13 protein-coding genes are annotated in these 15289 nt (G+C 72.2%); 7 read left to right on the forward strand and 6 right to left on the reverse strand.

What is annotated here, in order from left to right; all coding sequences use genetic code 11:
• Positions 1 to 50 precede the first annotated feature (50 nt).
• On the reverse strand, positions 51 to 3335 hold the full coding sequence (gene icmF / locus HQN59_RS00665) for a fused isobutyryl-CoA mutase/GTPase IcmF (protein WP_176065083.1): 3285 nt from the start codon (positions 3333 to 3335) through the stop codon (positions 51 to 53).
• 317 nt (positions 3336 to 3652) lie between these two features.
• Between icmF and HQN59_RS00670 the strand changes: the two genes are divergently transcribed.
• Entirely contained in the window at positions 3653 to 5122 is a 1470-nt protein-coding gene (locus HQN59_RS00670; protein WP_176066207.1) for a YbfB/YjiJ family MFS transporter, read from the forward strand.
• Positions 5123 to 5161: 39 nt separating this feature from the next.
• Here the strand turns inward: HQN59_RS00670 and HQN59_RS00675 are convergent, their stop codons facing one another.
• Positions 5162 to 5665, reverse strand: coding sequence for a CreA family protein (locus tag HQN59_RS00675; RefSeq protein ID WP_176065085.1), 504 nt, complete (start codon positions 5663 to 5665; stop codon positions 5162 to 5164).
• 220 nt (positions 5666 to 5885) lie between these two features.
• Between HQN59_RS00675 and HQN59_RS00680 the strand changes: the two genes are divergently transcribed.
• The 3 genes from HQN59_RS00680 to HQN59_RS00690 all read left to right on the forward strand — a co-directional run bounded on the left by HQN59_RS00680 (position 5886) and on the right by HQN59_RS00690 (position 8968).
• Positions 5886 to 6245: a DUF1304 domain-containing protein gene (locus tag HQN59_RS00680; RefSeq protein ID WP_176065087.1), complete on the forward strand. Its 360-nt coding sequence runs from the start codon at positions 5886 to 5888 to the stop codon at positions 6243 to 6245.
• Between the two features lie 88 nt (positions 6246 to 6333).
• Positions 6334 to 6717: a hypothetical protein gene (locus tag HQN59_RS00685; protein WP_176065089.1), complete on the forward strand. Its 384-nt coding sequence runs from the start codon at positions 6334 to 6336 to the stop codon at positions 6715 to 6717.
• 160 nt (positions 6718 to 6877) lie between these two features.
• Entirely contained in the window at positions 6878 to 8968 is a 2091-nt protein-coding gene (locus tag HQN59_RS00690) for a UvrD-helicase domain-containing protein (protein ID WP_176065091.1), read from the forward strand.
• A 102-nt stretch (positions 8969 to 9070) separates the two neighbouring features.
• On the opposite strand, the gene HQN59_RS00695 is transcribed toward HQN59_RS00690, so the two are convergent.
• The 4 genes from HQN59_RS00695 to HQN59_RS00710 all read right to left on the reverse strand — a co-directional run bounded on the left by HQN59_RS00695 (position 9071) and on the right by HQN59_RS00710 (position 11586).
• The gene (locus tag HQN59_RS00695; RefSeq protein WP_176065093.1) at positions 9071 to 9262 is read right to left on the reverse strand and encodes a CsbD family protein; all 192 of its coding nucleotides are present in this window, start codon (positions 9260 to 9262) and stop codon (positions 9071 to 9073) included.
• A 135-nt stretch (positions 9263 to 9397) separates the two neighbouring features.
• Positions 9398 to 9736 carry a hypothetical protein gene (locus tag HQN59_RS00700; protein WP_176065095.1) on the reverse strand — a complete coding sequence of 113 codons (339 nt, stop codon included), beginning with the start codon at positions 9734 to 9736 and terminating at the stop codon, positions 9398 to 9400.
• A gap of 120 nt (positions 9737 to 9856) precedes the next feature.
• Positions 9857 to 10153: a hypothetical protein gene (locus HQN59_RS00705; protein ID WP_176065097.1), complete on the reverse strand. Its 297-nt coding sequence runs from the start codon at positions 10151 to 10153 to the stop codon at positions 9857 to 9859.
• A 227-nt stretch (positions 10154 to 10380) separates the two neighbouring features.
• Entirely contained in the window at positions 10381 to 11586 is a 1206-nt protein-coding gene (locus HQN59_RS00710; RefSeq protein WP_176065099.1) for a glycosyltransferase, read from the reverse strand.
• 508 nt (positions 11587 to 12094) lie between these two features.
• On the opposite strand from HQN59_RS00710, the gene HQN59_RS00715 reads away from it, so the two are divergent.
• The 3 genes from HQN59_RS00715 to HQN59_RS00725 all read left to right on the forward strand — a co-directional run bounded on the left by HQN59_RS00715 (position 12095) and on the right by HQN59_RS00725 (position 15219).
• Entirely contained in the window at positions 12095 to 13444 is a 1350-nt protein-coding gene (locus HQN59_RS00715; RefSeq protein ID WP_176065100.1) for a septal ring lytic transglycosylase RlpA family protein, read from the forward strand.
• Positions 13445 to 13447: 3 nt separating this feature from the next.
• Complete coding sequence (locus HQN59_RS00720) at positions 13448 to 14059, forward strand: hypothetical protein (RefSeq protein WP_176065102.1); 612 nt, start codon at positions 13448 to 13450, stop codon at positions 14057 to 14059.
• 230 nt (positions 14060 to 14289) lie between these two features.
• Entirely contained in the window at positions 14290 to 15219 is a 930-nt protein-coding gene (locus HQN59_RS00725) for an SDR family oxidoreductase (protein WP_176065103.1), read from the forward strand.
• The last annotated feature ends 70 nt before the right edge of the window (positions 15220 to 15289 follow it).

Genomic DNA, 15289 nt, shown 5'->3' on the forward strand with positions numbered 1-15289 from the left:
CACGGTCGAAGCTCTTCCCTGCTGGTCAGACCAATCCCCGGGTAGCCGGCCTACATGTTCCGCCGGTACTGCCCGCCCACTTCGAACAGCGCGTGGGTGATCTGACCGAGCGAGCACACGCGCACGGCGTCCATCAGCACGTCGAACACGTTGGCGCCTGCGATCGCAGCCTGCTGCAGGCGGCGCAGCATCGCCGGCGCGTCCTCGGCGTGGCGGGCGTGGAACTCCGCCAGCCGCGCGAGTTGCGACTGCTTCTCGGCCTCGGTCGAGCGTGCGAGCTCGATCGTCTCGGGCACCGGGTCGCCGGCCGGGTTGCGGAAGGTGTTGACGCCGACGATCGGGTACTCGCCGGTGTGCTTGAGCGTCTCGTAGTGCATCGACTCTTCCTGGATGCGGCTGCGCTGGTAGCCGGTCTCCATGGCGCCGAGCACGCCGCCGCGTTCGCTGATGCGCTCGAACTCGGCGAGCACCGCCTCCTCCACGAGCTCGGTCAGCTCGTCGATCACGAACGCGCCCTGGTTCGGGTTCTCGTTCTTGGCGAGACCCCATTCGCGATTGATGACGAGCTGGATCGCCATCGCGCGGCGCACGCTCTCGGCTGTCGGGGTGGTGATCGCCTCGTCGTACGCGTTGGTGTGCAGCGAATTGCAGTTGTCGTAGACGGCGATCAGCGCCTGCAGCGTGGTGCGGATGTCGTTGAACTGGATCTCCTGCGCGTGCAGCGAGCGCCCGCTGGTCTGCACGTGGTATTTGAGCTTCTGGCTGCGCTCGTTGGCGCCGTAGCGGTCGCGCATCGCGACTGCCCAGATGCGCCGCGCGACGCGCCCGAGCACGGTGTACTCGGGGTCCATGCCGTTGCTGAAGAAGAAGCTGAGGTTGGGCGCGAAGTCGTCCACGTGCATGCCGCGCGCGAGGTACGCCTCGACGAAGGTGAAGCCGTTGGCGAGCGTGAACGCGAGCTGGCTGATCGGGTTCGCGCCCGCCTCGGCGATGTGGTAGCCCGAGATCGACACCGAATAGAAGTTGCGCACCTCGTGCTCGACGAACCACGCCGCGATGTCGCCCATAACCTTGAGCGAGAACTCGGTCGAGAAGATGCAGGTGTTCTGGCCCTGGTCTTCCTTCAGGATGTCGGCCTGCACGGTGCCGCGCACCTCGCGCAGCACGCGCGCGCGGACCGCCGCGGCCTCGGCGTCGCTCGGCGGGCGGCCGTGCTTGCCGACGAACGCATCGAGCTTCTGGTCGATCGCCGTATCGAGGAACATCGCCAGGATGGTCGGCGCCGGCCCGTTGATCGTCATCGACACCGACGTCGCGGGGTCGGTGAGATCGAACCCCGAATACAGCACCTTCATGTCGTCGAGCGTCGCGATCGAGACGCCCGAGTTGCCGACCTTGCCGTAGATGTCGGGCCGCCGGTCCGGGTCGTTGCCGTACAGCGTCACCGAGTCGAACGCGGTCGACAGGCGCTTGGCGGGCATGCCGGCAGACAGCAGCTTGAAGCGCGCGTTGGTGCGGAAGGCGTCGCCCTCGCCCGCGAACATGCGCGTCGGGTCCTCGTTCTCGCGCTTGAACGCGAAGGTGCCGGCGCTGTACGGGAACGCGCCCGGCACGTTCTCGAGCATCAGCCAGCGCAGCAGCTCGCCGTGGTCCTCGTAGCGCGGCAGCGCGACCTTGCGGATCCGGTTGCCCGAGAGCGTGGTGTGGGTGAGCGCGGTGCGGATCTCGCGCCCACGCACCGTGACGACGTATTCGTCGCCCGCGTACGCGGCCTGCGTCTCGGGCCAGCGTTCGAGAAGTTCGCGGGCGCGCGGGTCGAGCCGAGCGGCGCGCTCGGCGGCGAGGGCATGCAGGCGGTCGTCGTCCTGCCCGCCCGCTGCGCCGAGCATCCGTGCCGCCGCCTCGAGCTGCTGGATCTCGCGTGCGAGCGTCGCCTGCACGCCGACCTGGCGCTTGTAGCCGCGCACGGCGTCGGCGATGTCGGCGAGGTAGCGCACGCGGGCCGGCGGCACGATCGGCGCCTCGTGGGTGCTGTGGCGGGTGTCGACCTTCGGCAGCTGGCCCTCGGTGACCCGCAGGCCCGCCTCCGCCAGCCGCGCCTTCAGTGCCTGGTACAGCGCGGTCACGCCATCGTCGTTGAAGCGGCTCGCGATGGTGCCGAACACCGGCATCGACTCGACGCGCGCGCCGAACGCGTTGCGGTTGCGCTGCATCTGCTTGGCGACGTCGCGCAGCGCGTCGAGCGCACCGCGCCGATCGAACTTGTTGATCGCGACGAACTCGGCGAAGTCGAGCATGTCGATCTTCTCGAGCTGGCTCGCCGCGCCGAACTCGGGCGTCATCACGTAGAGCGGCACGTCCACGAGCGGCACGATCGCAGCGTCGCCCTGGCCGATGCCCGAGGTCTCGACGATCACGAGGTCGAAGCCGGCGACCTTGGCCGCCGCGATCACGTCGGGCAGCGCCGCGCTCACCTCGCTGCCGGTGTCGCGCGTCGCCATCGAGCGCATGAAGACACGCGGCCCGTCCTGCCACGGCCCGATCGCGTTCATCCGGATGCGGTCGCCGAGCAGCGCGCCGCCGCTCTTGCGCCGCGACGGGTCGATCGAGATCAGCGCGATGCGCAGCGCGTCGCCCTGGTCGAGGCGCAGACGCCGGATCAGCTCGTCCGTCAGGCTCGACTTGCCGGCGCCACCCGTGCCGGTGATGCCGAGCACCGGCACCGTGGTCTCGCGCGCGGCCGCTCGCAGGCCGTCGCGCAGGCCGGCGTCGGCGCGCCGGTTCTCGAGCGCCGTGACGAGCTGGGCGAGCGCGCGCCACGCGGCTTCGCTGCCGCCCCGGATCGCGTCGAGCGAGCCCGGCGCGAGGTCGGAGAGGTCGCGATCGCAGCGCATCAGCATCTCGCCGACCATTCCGGCCAGGCCCATCCGCTGGCCGTCCTCGGGACTGTAGAGCCGGCTCACGCCGTAGCCCTGCAGCTCGCGGATCTCGCTCGGCACGATCACGCCGCCGCCGCCGCCGAACACCTGCACGTGGCCGGCGCCGCGCTCGCGCAAGGCGTCGACCATGTACTTGAAGTACTCGACGTGGCCGCCCTGGTACGAGCTGATCGCGATGCCGTGCGCGTCTTCCTGCAGCGCGGCCGTCACGACGTCGTCGACCGACCGGTTGTGGCCGAGGTGGATCACCTCGGCGCCCATGCTCATCAGGAGGCGCCGCATGATGTTGATCGCGGCGTCGTGGCCGTCGAACAGCGCGGCTGCGGTCACGAAACGCACCTTGTGCGCCGGGCGATAGTCGGCGAGCGCCTTGAACTCGGCGGCGAGATCGGTCATGCGGTTCTCCGTTGCCGGGCCACTCTAGGCCGAATGCATGACTCGGCGCCACCGGGGGAATCCGGCGCCCGCGCGCGCCGGGGTGCGCGCGCGGTGCGCCTGCCGACGCCCGGCCGGCTCGGCAGGCGAGTCGCCGGCGCACGGACGGCCCGTCGCTCCTCCGGCGAGTCGCGGGGCGCACTCTGCTACGCTGAACCGCGCCCGCGCCGCCGGTGCGCCGCCTCCAGAATGCAGCGACGCTCCGCGCTCCCTTGTCGACGCCACCCGAGACCGCCCACCTCGCCGGGCGGGTTCCCGACCGATCGGGCCGCGCCACGATGACGCGCGTCGACGCATCGCCGCACGCAGCGGGCGACCGGCTGCCTCGGGCGCGCGAGTCCGACCCGCGCGCGCCTCGCACCGCTACCGTGGTGCTGGCGGGCCTGGTGGCGCTCGCGGTCGCGATGGGAATCGGGCGCTTCGCGTTCACCCCGCTGCTGCCGATGATGCTGCACGACGGGGCGATCGACCTCGCGTCGGCGAGCTGGCTCGCAAGCGCGAACTACCTGGGCTACCTGGTCGGCGCGCTGCTCTGCACCGTGCAGCCGTGGCTGTGGCGGCGCCTGGCGTGGGCGCCGGTCAGCGCTCGGAGATGGATCCGCGGCGGCCTCGCCGCGACGGTGCTGCTGACGCTCGGCATGGCGCTGCCGCTGCCGGCGAGCTGGGCGGCGCTGCGCTTCGGCGCCGGGGTCGCGAGCGCGTTCGTGTTCGTCTTCACCTCGGGCTGGTGCCTCGCGCAGCTCGCCGCGCGCCAGGCCGCCTCGCTCGGCGCGACGATCTACTGCGGCCCGGGAGCCGGCATCCTGGTGAGCGGCCTGCTCGCGAGCGTGCTGGTGGCATGGGAGTGGCGCGCCGCCGCGGGCTGGCTCCTGTTCGGCGTCGTCGCGGCGGTGCTCGCGGCCACGGTGTGGCGCGTCGCGGGTGCCGATGGTTCGCCGAGCCCGGGGCAGGCGGCCCGTGCCGAGCCCGGGCGCGGCGAGGCGGGGGCCACTGCGAGCCCGTCGCGCCACCGCTCGACCGGCGCCACCCCGGACGCGACTTGCGTCGACCACCCTGGCGGCGACGGCGCTGCGACCCCCGCCGCCGTCGCGTCTGCCAGCGCGGCGGGCTCCCCACCGCCTGCGCCCGCCAGCCGCGCGAAGCGGGACGGCACCGAGATGACGCTGCTCGCCGTCGCCTACGGCATCGCCGGCTTCGGCTACATCATCACCGCGACCTTCCTGCCGGTGATCGCACGCGCGGCGATGCCGGGCTCGCGCTGGCTCGACCTGTTCTGGCCGATGTTCGGCGCCGGCGTCATCGTCGGGCCGCTGCTCTCGACGCGTCTGCGCGGCCCCGGTCACCTGCGCCTGCGGCTCGCGGCCTGCTACGTGATCCAGGCCGCGGCGGTCGGGTTCACCGTCTGGTGGCCGACGCCGCTCGGCTTCGCGGCGGGCAGCGTGCTGCTCGGCGTGCCGTTCACCGCGATCAGCTTCTTCGCCATGCAGGAGGCGCGTCGCCTCGAGCCGGTCGACGCGTCGGCCGCGATGGGGCTTCTGACCGCCCTCTACGGCGTCGGACAGATCCTCGGACCGCCGCTTGCGGCCTGGCTGGTGCGCCACAGCGCGTCGGCGGACCAGGGGTTCGCGCGGGCGCTCGCGGCCGCGATGGCTGCGCTCGTCGTGGGGGCGGCGCTCTACCTGGCGAGCGCGCGCTGGTTCCCGCAGGCGCAGGTAGAGGCCGGCACGAGCCGGCGCGGCACCGCGTGAAAGGTCGCCGGGTCGCCCGCGGTCAGCCCGCAGCCTCCGTCAGCGCACCGGGATCGGGGTTCCGCGGTCGACCGGCACCGCGGTCACGCTGTTCTGCGGCGAGCCTTCGATCACGCGGTCGGAGTAGGTCAGATAGACCAGCGTGTTGCGGCGCCTGTCGACCATGCGCACCACGCGCAGCTTCTTGAAGACCAGCGAGATGCGCTCGGTGAGCACCTCTTCCTGCGCGGCGAGCGGCTTGGCGAACGTGATCGGCCCGGTCTGCCGGCACGCGATCGATGCCTCCGCCTTGTCCTCGGCAAGGCCGACGGCGCCCTTGATGCCGCCGGTCTTGGCGCGCGACACGTAGCAGGTGACGCCGCCGACCTTGGGGTCGTCGTAGGCGTCGACCACGATCTTGTGGTCGGGCCCGATCAGCTTGAACACGGTGTCCACCTCGCCGATCGGCTCGGCGGCCGCGCCCGCCGCCACCAATGCCAGGGCGGCAGCTGTCAACAGCTTCTTCAACGACTTGTCCCCCGCCGGTGATCGGCACGCGGCCATGTTAGTCGCGCGGACGAGTGGCGGCCGAGAGACCCGGCGGGTGCGACCGTGATCCGCCGCGAACCGGCGCCTGCCGGGCTGGGCCCGATCGATCGGGCGCCCGCAGGCAGTCGGGAGCGCTGAGGGCGTGGGTCCCGGCTCGGCTATAGCCCGGTGTTTCCGAGGGTAACGAGGCCCGGGGTCACGGCCTACGATGACGCCGCCGATTCCGGAGCCCTCGATGAAGACTGCTGCCGACGTCGTGGTCGCGCTGGTCGCGCTGCTGCACGTGTACTTCCTCGTCCTCGAGATGTTCCTGTGGGAGACGCCGCGCACCCGGCGCGCGTTCGGGAACAGCGTCGAGAAGGCCAAGCTCTCGAAGGTGCTGGCCGCCAACCAGGGGCTGTACAACGGCTTTCTCGCCGCCGGACTGGTCTGGGGCTTGTGGCTCGGCGCGCCGGGGCACGACATCAAGCTGTTCTTCCTGGCCTGCGTGTTCGTCGCCGGCGTGTTCGGCGGCTTCACGGCAAGTCGCAAGATCCTGCTCGTGCAGGCGCTGCCGGCGGCGGTCGCGATCGTGCTGGTGCTCGCGGCGCGCTGACGCCCGCGGCTGCGCCGGGGCGGCGCGTGGTCCTTCCACGGGCACGGTCGTTGCCGCGCTGCAGGCGACAGAGCCACCGGAGTCGCGCATGCAAACCATCCTCGCCCGCTTTCCCGACCGCACCGCGGCTGAGGCCGCTGCCGAGCGCCTCGTGGAAGCGGGCTTTCGCCGCGAGGGCGTCCACCTGCACCAGCGAGGCCGCCCGCCGCGCAACGCCGCCGGCCTCGAGTTCGACGAGTACGCGAGCGGCGGCTTCTTCTCCAATTTCCTCGCGCTGCTCGACGGGCTGCTCGAGACCCCGCCGGCGCCCAACGAGGCCGAGACCTACGCCGACGTGATCCGCGAGGAAGGCGTCGGCGTCTCGGTCGGTGTCGAGTCGGAGGGCCGCGCCGAGGAAGCCGAGCGCGTGCTGCAGGCCGCCGGCGCGATGAAGATGACGCGCCACGGCGGCGTGTTCGACAACGACGCCTGACCCGGAAGCCGGTGCACGCCGGATCCCGCGCAAGCCGGGAAAGGAGCGGCCCGCATCGGCAACGCACCGCAGCGTGCCTTTGAACGTGTGGCGTCAGACGCCCGCCACACATTCGGCAACTGGATGGATTTACAGTCGGGCTCGCTGACCGAGCCCGCCCGTGACCCCCGTCTGTGCCCCTGAAAACCGCCCCCCGGCGCGTCGTGACCCCTTCGCGACGCTGAACGACGCCCAGCGCGCCGCGGTGATGCACGGCGGCGCCCTGCCGGCCAGCCCGCTGCTGGTGCTGGCCGGAGCCGGATCGGGCAAGACGGCGACGCTCGCCGCGCGCGTGGCTCGGCTGGTGCTCGACGGCGCCGATCCGCAACGCGTGCTGCTGCTGACCTTCTCGCGGCGCGCCGCGCTCGAGATGGAGCGCCGCGTCGGTGCCGCGCTGCACCGCGCGATCGGCATGGCGCCGACTCAAAAAGCGCCGTCGCTGCGCTGGTGCGGCACCTTCCACGGCGTCGGCGCTCGCCTGCTGCGCGAGTACGCGGCGCGGGTCGGCCTCCCGGAGACGTTCACGATCGACGATCGCAGCGACTCCGAGGACCTGATGAACGTGGTGCGCAGCGAGCTCGGCCTGGCCGAGTCGGCGACGCGCTTTCCGGCCAAGGCGACCTGCATGGCGATCTACTCGCGCGCGGTCAACAGCCGACTCGGGTTGCACGCGGCGCTGGAGTCTCACTTCCCGTGGTGCGCGCGCTGGCACGACGAGCTCAAGCGCCTGTTCGCCGCCTACGTGGCCGAGAAGCAGCGCCAGCACGTGCTCGACTACGACGACCTCCTGCTCCTGCCGTGGCAGATGCTCGGCGACGCCACGCTCGCTGCCGAGATCGGCGCGCGCTTCGACCACGTGCTGGTCGACGAGTACCAGGACACCAACCGGCTGCAGGCCGGCATTCTCGCGCGGCTCAAGCCCGACGGACGCGGCGTCACGGTGGTCGGCGACGACGCCCAGTCGATCTACTCGTTCCGGGCCGCCGAGGTGCGCAACATCCTCGACTTCCCGGCACAGTTCGAGCCGCCGGCGCGCATCGTCGCGCTCGAGCGCAACTATCGGTCGACGGCGCCGATCCTGGACGCCGCCAACGCGCTGATCGATGCCGCACCGGCGCAGCACGCCAAGCGCCTGTGGACCGATCGCGCATCGGCGACGAAGCCGAGCCTGGTCTGGGTCGACGACGAAGGCGCGCAGGCACGCTGGGTCGCCGACGAGGTGCTGCGCCAGCGCGAGGCCGGTAGCGCGCTGAAGGCCCAGGCGGTGCTGTTCCGCACCAGTCACCACAGCGCGCCGCTCGAGCTCGAGCTGGCGCGGCGCGACATTCCGTTCGTGAAGTACGGCGGCCTGCGCTTCCTGGACGCCGCCCACATCAAGGACGCGCTCGCGCTGCTGCGCTGGGCCGAGAACCCGCGCTGCAAGAGCGCGGGCCTGCGCATCGCGCAGCGCGTCGACGGCATTGGCGCGACATCGACGCGCCGGCTCTTCGACGCGATCGACGGCGCGGGCGACCCCGCCGCGGTGATTCGCGCCTTCACGCCGCCGCGCCCGGCGAGCGCGGCGTGGCGCGAGTTCGTGGCCCTCTTCGATGCGCTGCGCGACGGCGCGCACGGCTGGCCCGACGAGCTCGGGGCGGTGAACCGCTGGCTGCTGCCGCAGCTCGCGCGTCTTCACGACGACGTCGAGCAGCGCAGCGCAGACCTGGCGCAGCTCGCGCGCATGGCGCGCGGCACGCTCTCGCGCCGGCAGTTCCTCACCGACCTCGCGCTGGACCCGCCGTCGGCGACCAGCGAAGAGGCGGGCGTGCCGAGCCGCGACGACGATTACCTCATCCTCTCGACGATCCACTCGGCCAAGGGCCAGGAATGGCGCTCCGTGACCGTGCTCAACGTGGTCGACGGCTGCCTGCCGTCCGACATGGCGACCGGCAACCCCGCCGACATCGACGAGGAGCGGCGCCTGCTCTACGTGGCGATGACGCGCGCGCGCGACCGCCTGCATCTGATGGTTCCGCAGCGCTTCTACGTGCACAACCAGGCTGCGCAAGGCGACCGCCACGTCTACGGCGGGCTCAGCCGCTTCGTCTCGCCGGCGATGCAGGCGCTGTTCGAGCACGTGACGCCGACGCGGCCCGAGGCCACGCTCGTGCCGGTGCACAGCGCCGGTCCGGCAATCGACCTCGCGGCGCAGGCACGGGCGCTGTGGTCTTGATCGCCGGGCGGCGCCTTCAAACGTGCGAATGCCGCGCCCCGGCAACGGGGAGCGGCATTCGCAAGTTGGCGAGCGCCGGACCGGCCGGCGCCTCGGTGCAGCTTACGGGCGGCGGCCGTTGACCGCGTCCTTGACGTCTTCCTTGACGTCGCCGTAGGTCGCCTGCGTCTTGCCGGTGGCCTTGTCGACCTTGCCTTCGGCTTCCAGGTTGGGGTTGCCGACCACCTTGCCGGCCGCTTCCTTCACCGCGCCCTTGGCCTGATCGACACGTCCCTTGACTTGGTCATCGTTCATCTTCGACTCCTTCTGTTGAGGTCATCGGCCCGGCGCGAGGACGCGCCGAACCGATGAGCGCATCTTTTCACCGTCGGCTCGACGCATCTGTCGGCGGCGGGCGCCAGCGCAGGTAGGACAAGCGACGGCCGTGCGTCAGGCGAGCGCCGGCCGCAGGTCGTCGACGTCGTCGATGCGCAGGCTCGGGTCGAGCTCGGGGGCGTCGGAGTCGATGCGCAGCGCGGCGGCGTAGTGGCCGCGCCCCAGATCCATCAGGAACACGCCGAGCCACGCCGAGGCCTCGCCGGTGGCGTAGATGCGCTCCTCGCCGGTCGAGATGCAGCGGATGCGCAGCACGCGGCCGTCGATCCAATCGTCCGACGGCGAGACGACGTCCTCCTTCAGTTCGAAGTCGTCGAGCTCGAAGCCCTTGGCTTCGAGGACGGCCCGAACCGCTTCGAAAGGTCGGGGCGGAGGCGCGGAAGAAGAAGACACGGCGTCGCTCGGGCTGGCGCCGGCGCGGCAGTGCACGGCATCTGGATTGCGCCACAGCGACCGGTACATCGTTGTCGGACAACAGCCCCTCCGCGCGTCGTCTCGCCGGTCCGGCGTGACTTATGTCTCCGATGCGACCGGCTCGGCTCCGGCGGACGCGCGTGCGGCAGCCTCGCCGGCCCGTGCCTTGCGCCGTGCCTTGCGGGCGCCCCGGATGTTCATGACCGCCAGCGCCAGCTGCAGCACGATGAGCGCGTGCGCACTCGTGTGCCAACCCCAGACGATCCAGAGCACATTGCTGAGCAGGAACACCCAGAACCCCTGGCGTCGGCGCCGCTCCTCGCTCGACGCCACCAGATACGCGGCGAGCACCGTGACCAGCATGGCCGGCCATTGAAGAAGGTCGATCGGATCCATGGCGACAGGTAGCACCGCCACGACACGGCGGGCGCGGCTCCGATTTTCGGCCGGCGCGCGCCGTCAGCTGCGCTGCGAGGCGCGAAGGCCCCTCCCCACACACGTGACCACCGAAGCCGGCATCTGGTGCGACGCGACGGCGCGAGCCCCGGCGCGCCGGCGGCCGGCGGCCGGCGGTCGCCCGCGGGTGCAGGCTGCTCGACCGCGGGCGACGCCCGCCTGCCCGCTCAGCCCGCGGCGACGGCCGCCAGCTTGGTCGTCGAGCCGACCGTCGCCAGGTCCTCGGCGCTCTGGGCGATGCGCGACGTCGCCGCATCCTGCAGCGCCTCGTCGATCGCGCGGCGGATCGTCTCGGCGGTGCCGTCCCACGAGTAGCGGGCGACGCTCGCGGCCATCGCCGCGCTGCGTTCGCTGCGCTCGGCCGGCGTCGCCGCGAGCGCCTTGCGGCAGGAGGCGATGAACGCGTCAGTGCTCTCGCACACCGCAACGACGTCGCCGAACATCACCTTGACGTCGTGGATCGGCGTGCTGACGACCGGGCGGTCGGCCGCCATGTACTCGAGGGTCTTGGTCGGGCTGATGAAGCGCGTCGACTCGTTGAGGGCGAACGGCATCAGGCACACGTCCCAGCCGGCGACCAGCTGCGGCAGCACGTCGTACGACTGCTGACCGAGGTAGTGCAGGTTGGCTCGCTGCGGCAGCGACGCCGGGTCGATCTTGACGACCGGACCGACCATCACGACCTGCCAGTTCGGATCGGCGTCGGCGACCGCGGCCACGAGGTCGAGGTCGAGCCGCTCGTCGATCACGCCGAAGAAGCCCAGGCGCGGCTGCGGGATCGCCCCCTGCAGCGCTTCGGCGCGCGCCATCGGCTCGGCGCGCGCGACGGCGTTGGCGTGCGCGTAGTGCTGCGCGTCGACGGCGCTCGGCAGGCAGAGCACGTTGTCGTTGAGGCCCTTCTTGGCTTCGTAGAGGCTGTGGCCGCCGGTCAGCACCAGCTGCGCGCCGCGCAGCAGCGCGGCTTCGCGCTGACGCATCTGGCGCGGCGCGTTTTTGAACGCGGAGAGCTCGTCCATGCAGTCGTAGATCACCGCGCGCGGCGTCAGGTCGGCGAGCAGCGGCAGCGCCATCGGCGTGTAGAACCAGACCGCGTAGTCGTCGATCTCGTTCTGCTCCAGGTAGTCGGCGAGCAGCGTCTTCAGCGTCGCGAGCTGGTCGTCGTGGAACCCCGGGGCGTCGACCGGCGTGTGGGGGCGCAGCACGTCGATGTTCTCGGCCGGCGAGCTCTGCTCGAGGTGTGCGGGACCTTCGCTCCGCAACGGCTCCTCCATCACCACCACGTGATAGTGCTTCGCTAGACGCGACAGCAGGTGTTGCGGACGCTGGAAGACGAAGTTCCAGCGCAGGTGGGAAAAGACGATCAGGTGCGTCATCGGAGTTCCTGGTGAAGGTGACGTGAAGGGTCGCGACGGAGGCGCTCGGGGGGTGACGAGGGAAGGAGGCAGGTGCGCGCAGTGCCGGCCGCGACCGCACCAGCCGTGCAGGACGGCGCGGCGGGTCGTGGCAAGAAGGCAAAGGGCAAGGAGGCCGTCGCACGCGGGGCGCGTGCGATGCCGGGGCCGACCGCTCGCTGCGAGACGCCGATGCGCACCGGCGCGGCCCGGCAGGGCCTGCGATGCGAGGGCGGCTGGATGTCTCGTTCGGCGATCACGGCGAGTTCCGCTGAAGAGCCGTGCACGTGGACACGGCGAGCGTTGAGGAGCGCGCGGCCAACGGATGCCGCCACGCCGTGGCAGCAATCGGCGTGCCGCGCCCGAGCCGTGGCTCGCGCACAACAGCAAGCCAAAACCGGCCAGGTGACCTTGCCGAGGCACCGAATTCGTGGCTGAAAACGCACCGGCGGTGTCAAACCATCCCTCTCATCGGTTATGGTTCGCGCCGATGTCGTCCAAGCCCCGGCGCCTGCCGACCCCTGCTGCTCTTTTCCTGTCGCTGGCCGCCTGTCTGGCGGCGCCGCTCGCCCGGGCCGGCGTCGACATCAGCCCGCCCTCGGGGGCGGGCTCCGGCGAGGTCGATCCGGTCGGCTTCGGACCGCCGCCGGGTACCGCGCCGGCGGCGCCGGCACCCGATACCGGGCGCGCAGCCAAGCCGGCCGCGGCGACGTCCGTCGACGGCGTCGCCGAGCCGCCCCGCACCCAGGCGCCGCGCAGCCGCTTCAGCCAGCGCGGTCTCGCGTCCTGGTACGGCGCGCAGTTCCACGGCCGGCGCACGGCGAGCGGGGAGCTCTACAACATGCACGCGCTCACTGCGGCGCACCCGACGCTGCCGATCCCGAGCTACGTGCGGGTTCGCAACCCGGCGAACGGCCGCACCATCATCGTGCGCGTGAACGACCGCGGCCCTTTCCACGGCGGCCGCATCCTCGACCTCAGCTACAGCGCGGCGGCGCGCCTGGACCTGCGCGGCGTCGCGTCGGTACAGATCGAGGGCATCACGTTCGACGAGATCCGCAATGGCGCGTGGCGCGAAGCCAGCGCCGACGCGGACGCTGCCACCGGCGACGGCAACAGTCCGGAAGACTTTGCCGTGCTCGCGACCGAGCGCCTGCTCGCCGGCTTCGGCGACGATGGCGAGCGCACCGACGCAACGACCGAGCCGGCCGCGACGCCCCAGCGGGATCGCACCCGCCACGCCGCTGCGCGCAGCGCCGCCGTGCGTGCGCACCGGCCGGCCGGGCCCGGAGCCTCGCACCTGGCCCAGACCGCCTCCATCGACGCGCGCCTCCAGGTGGCAGGCGCCGGGAGCGAAGCGGGGACCACCGCGAACGCGGCCGGCGGTGCGACGCAGGTCGCGATGGCCGCGACCAACCCGGCGCCTGCGGCAGGCCCCAACCCCGCGGCGACGGCAGTCGCGGCACAGGAGCCCATTGCCCCGACGCCGCCACGCGACGCCGCCGCGGTCCGCGTCGCCGCTGCCGACATGCAACCCTCCGGCGAAGCGGCCGCCGCCCGCGAGCCCATCGCCACCGGCGCCACCGCCACCGCCGGCACGCGCGCCGGCCGCGGCTTCTGGGTCGAGCTCGGCACCTTCGGACAGCGCCGCGGCGCCGAGGCACTGCAGCGTGCGCTCGACCTCAAGGCGGCCTGGCTCGCACCGCTGCTCGCCGTCTTCGACGAGTCGCTCTTCAAGCTGCAGGCGGGGCCGTTCCCGAGCCGCCGGCTCGCCCTCGAGGCGGCCGAGCGCGCACGCGCCGTGCTGCGCCTGACGCCGCTGATCGTCGACCGCCGCTAGGCGATGGCCCCGCTGTCGCCCGGACTCGCGGCAGCGTTCGCCGGCGCGGCGGCGCCGCGCCAGCTGCTTCTGTTCAGCGGCCACATGGTCGATGCGCCTGATCGTGCCGTTCCGCGGTTCCCGCCGGCACACGTCGCCGGCGCCGCCGAACGCATCGACGCGGCGCTCGCCGCGCTCGGCGCCGGGCCCGCCGACGTCGGACTCACACAGGGCGCGGCCGGCGCCGACCTGCTGTTCGCCGAAGCGTGCATCGCGCGCGGCGTGCGCCTTTATCTGCTGCTGCCGTTCGCGGTGCCCGAGTTCATCGAGCGGTCGGTGCTGCCGTCGGCCGACGGCGAGGCGTGGCGGCGCCGCTTCGAGTCCGTGCAGCCGCACCTCGCGGCACCGCCATTCGAGGCGCCGTGCGAACTCGGCGCGCTCGCACCCGAAGAGAACCCGTTCGAGCGCTGCAACGCGTGGCTGCTGCGAACCGCGCTGCACGCCGGCATCGAGCGCCTGCGCTTCGTGTGCCTCTGGGACGGAGCGCCCGGCGGCGCCGGGGGTACCGGGCAGATGGTCGACAGCGTGCGCGGCGCCGGCGCGCCCGTGACCTGGATCGACAGCCGCGGCTTGTGACCGCGCGGGCGGCCAGCGCCCGCGACCTGCACCGGACGTCCAGGGTCAGCGACCCTGTCTCCCATGCAAGCCTCGCGCGAACCGCAACCCTTCGCCGCCGGCGGCCGCGGAGAGCCCGTCGTCCGGGCCGCCATCCAGGCGCACTGCAAGGTACGCGATTTGCCGCGCGACGGCTCCCGTCAACCCCCGCGCCGCGCCAATGCCGCGCCCTCTCCGATCGAGGTCAGTCCATGAAAGTCACCTTGAAGCCGTTGGATCAGCAGGTCGTCGTGATCACCGGTGCGTCGAGCGGCATCGGCCTCGCCACTGCCCTCATGGCCGCACGCCAGCGCGCCAAGGTCGTCGCGGTGGCGCGTAGCAAGGAGACGCTCGACAACCTGGTCGCGCAGATCGCCGAGAGCGGCGGCGAGGCGATCGCGGTCGAGTGCGACGTCGGCGAGCGCGCGCAGGTCGAACAGGCCGCCGCCGCCGCGCTTGCACGGTTCGGGCGCATCGACACCTGGATCAACGATGCCGGCGTGTCGATCTACGGGCGCCTGCACGAGGTCAGCGAGGAAGACCATCACCGGCTGTTCAAGACCAATTTCTGGGGCGTGGTGAACGGCTCCCTCGCCGCGCTGCCGCACCTGCGAATGAACGGCGGCGCGCTGATCAACGTCGGCAGCGAGGTGTCGGACGCGGTGGTGCCGCTGCAGGGCATGTACTCGGCGAGCAAGCACGCGGTCAAGGGCTTCACCGACGCACTGCGCGTCGAGCTCGAGGCCGACGGCGCGCCGGTGTCGGTGACGCTGATCCAGCCGACTGCCGTCGACACGCCGTTCCCCGAACGCGCCGCCAACTACCTGAGCCAGGAACCCAAGCTGCCGACGCCGATGATCGAGCCCGAGAAGGTCGCGAGCGCGATCCTCCAGGCGGCGACCGAGCCGGTGCGCGACGTCCAGGTCGGCCTGATGGCCAAGATCAACACCATGTTGTTCAAGGTGATGCCGGGCCTCGCGGACGTCATGGCGCGCATGCAGATCGGCCGCCAGCAGCGCGACGAGCCGCCGCGCACGCGCGACGGCTCGCTGCACCAGCCGGTGCCGGCGGGCCGGATCCACGGGCGCGGCAACGAGAACGCCGCCAGCACCAGCGAGGCGAAGGCCGCCAACGTGCGCTGAGGCCGACGCGGCAGGCCGCGGCTGCGGTCGGCACCTGCGGCTCCCGCGGTGCCGGCCGCCCCGTGCCGGG

Origin of the sequence: Rhizobacter koreensis (assembly GCF_013366375.1) — a bacterium.
Taxonomy (GTDB): domain Bacteria; phylum Pseudomonadota; class Gammaproteobacteria; order Burkholderiales; family Burkholderiaceae_C; genus Schlegelella_A; species Schlegelella_A koreensis.

Excerpts from the sequence above, each read along its gene's own strand:
- HQN59_RS00715 (WP_176065100.1), top strand. The coding sequence starts at position 12,095 with ATGTCGTCCAAGCCCCGGCGCCTGCCGACCCCTGCTGCTCTTTTCCTG.
- HQN59_RS00685 (WP_176065089.1), top strand. The coding sequence starts at position 6,334 with ATGCAAACCATCCTCGCCCGCTTTCCCGACCGCACCGCGGCTGAGGCC.
- HQN59_RS00675 (WP_176065085.1), bottom strand. The coding sequence starts at position 5,665 with ATGGCCGCGTGCCGATCACCGGCGGGGGACAAGTCGTTGAAGAAGCTG.
- HQN59_RS00725 (WP_176065103.1), top strand. The coding sequence starts at position 14,290 with ATGAAAGTCACCTTGAAGCCGTTGGATCAGCAGGTCGTCGTGATCACC.
- HQN59_RS00705 (WP_176065097.1), bottom strand. The coding sequence starts at position 10,153 with ATGGATCCGATCGACCTTCTTCAATGGCCGGCCATGCTGGTCACGGTG.
- HQN59_RS00670 (WP_176066207.1), top strand. The coding sequence starts at position 3,653 with ATGACGCGCGTCGACGCATCGCCGCACGCAGCGGGCGACCGGCTGCCT.
- icmF (WP_176065083.1), bottom strand. The coding sequence starts at position 3,335 with ATGACCGATCTCGCCGCCGAGTTCAAGGCGCTCGCCGACTATCGCCCG.
- HQN59_RS00720 (WP_176065102.1), top strand. The coding sequence starts at position 13,448 with ATGGCCCCGCTGTCGCCCGGACTCGCGGCAGCGTTCGCCGGCGCGGCG.
- HQN59_RS00710 (WP_176065099.1), bottom strand. The coding sequence starts at position 11,586 with ATGACGCACCTGATCGTCTTTTCCCACCTGCGCTGGAACTTCGTCTTC.
- HQN59_RS00680 (WP_176065087.1), top strand. The coding sequence starts at position 5,886 with ATGAAGACTGCTGCCGACGTCGTGGTCGCGCTGGTCGCGCTGCTGCAC.
- HQN59_RS00695 (WP_176065093.1), bottom strand. The coding sequence starts at position 9,262 with ATGAACGATGACCAAGTCAAGGGACGTGTCGATCAGGCCAAGGGCGCG.